Raw genomic sequence first — 1,651 nt, forward strand, 5'->3', positions numbered from 1 at the left:
GCAGCGCCATCAATCAACTTGGGGCCAGTATTTGGCCTTTGTGTTGTCCAGGTCTCGTACACTGATTGTTGTGTATGCTTGTGACCGAACAGGTTGGTTTGTCTTATTGACGAACCTTGCTGTTACTGGATCAAATCAAGCCTATCGGACCATTAGTACCGGTCAACTGAATGCATTGCTGCACTTACATCTCCGGCCTATCGACGTGGTGGTCTTCCACGGTCCTCAGGGATACCTTGTTTTGAGGGGGGCTTCCCGCTTAGATGCCTTCAGCGGTTATCCTGTCCGAACATAGCTACCCAGCACTGCCGTTGGCACGACAACTGGTCCACCAGTGGTTCGTTCACCCCGGTCCTCTCGTACTAGGGGCAACTCCTCTCAAGTATCCTACACCCACGGCAGATAGGGACCGAACTGTCTCACGACGTTCTAAACCCAGCTCACGTACCTCTTTAAATGGCGAACAGCCATACCCTTGGGACCTGCTCCAGCCCCAGGATGAGATGAGCCGACATCGAGGTGCCAAACACTGCCGTCGATATGGACTCTTGGGCAGTATCAGCCTGTTATCCCCGGCGTACCTTTTATCCGTTGAGCGATGGCCCTCCCACTTGGGACCACCGGATCACTATGGCCGACTTTCGTCTCTGCTCGACTTGTCAGTCTTGCAGTCAGGCTGGCTTTTGCCATTGCACTCAACGAGCGATTTCCGACCGCTCTGAGCCAACCTTCGCGCGCCTCCGTTACGCTTTAGGAGGCGACCGCCCCAGTCAAACTACCCACCACGCAGGGTCCCGGATCCGGATAACGGACCGCGGTTAGACTTCAAACAGAACAAGGGTGGTATCTCAAGGGAGGCTCGACAGAGACTGGCGTCCCTGCTTCGAAGCCTACCACCTATCCTGCACATGTTGTGTCTGAAGCCAGTGCGAAGCTGTAGTGAAGGTGCACGGGGTCTTTCCGTCTAACCGCGGGAAGCCTGCATCTTGACAGGCAATTCAATTTCGCTGAGTCGATGTTGGAGACAGCGGGGAAGTCGTTACGCCATTCGTGCAGGTCGGAACTTACCCGACAAGGAATTTCGCTACCTTAGGACCGTTATAGTTACGGCCGCCGTTTACCTGGGCTTCAATTCAGAGCTCTCACCCCTCCTTTTAACCTTCAGGCACCGGGCAGGCGTCAGACCCTATACGTCGTCTTGCGACTTCGCAGAGCCCTGTGTTTTTAATAAACAGTCGCCACCCCCTGGTTTGTGCCCCCGGCACTCATGTACCGGGCCTCCTTCTCGCGAACTTACGGAGGTATTTTGCCGAGTTCCTTCAACATCGTTCTCTCAAGCGCCTTGGTATACTCTACCAGTCCACCTGTGTCGGTTTAGGGTACGGTCTCATGAAGGGCTATTTCCAGGAACCGTCTTGAACGTGCTCCAATCCGATAAGGAACACGCGTCGCCACGATCCGTCACATCCTTCTGGCCCAGGAATATTAACCTGGTTCCCATCGACTACGCCTTTCGGCCTCGCCTTAGGGGCCGGCTTACCCTGCTCAGATTAGCTTTAAGCAGGAACCCTTGGACTTTCGGCGAGGGAGTCTCTCACTCCCTTTGTCGCTACTCATGTCATCATTCTCGCTAGTGATCTCTCCACCGGAT

General features: G+C 54.6%; 1 rRNA gene. It reads right to left on the reverse strand.

Going from position 1 to position 1,651, the window contains the following annotated elements:
- Nucleotides 1-131: 131 nt before the first annotated feature.
- Nucleotides 132-1,651, reverse strand: a 23S ribosomal RNA gene (locus J4E08_RS24390); the annotation flags it as partial.

Origin of the sequence: Sagittula sp. NFXS13, from assembly GCF_040148795.1 — a bacterium.
Classification (GTDB): domain Bacteria; phylum Pseudomonadota; class Alphaproteobacteria; order Rhodobacterales; family Rhodobacteraceae; genus Sagittula; species Sagittula marina.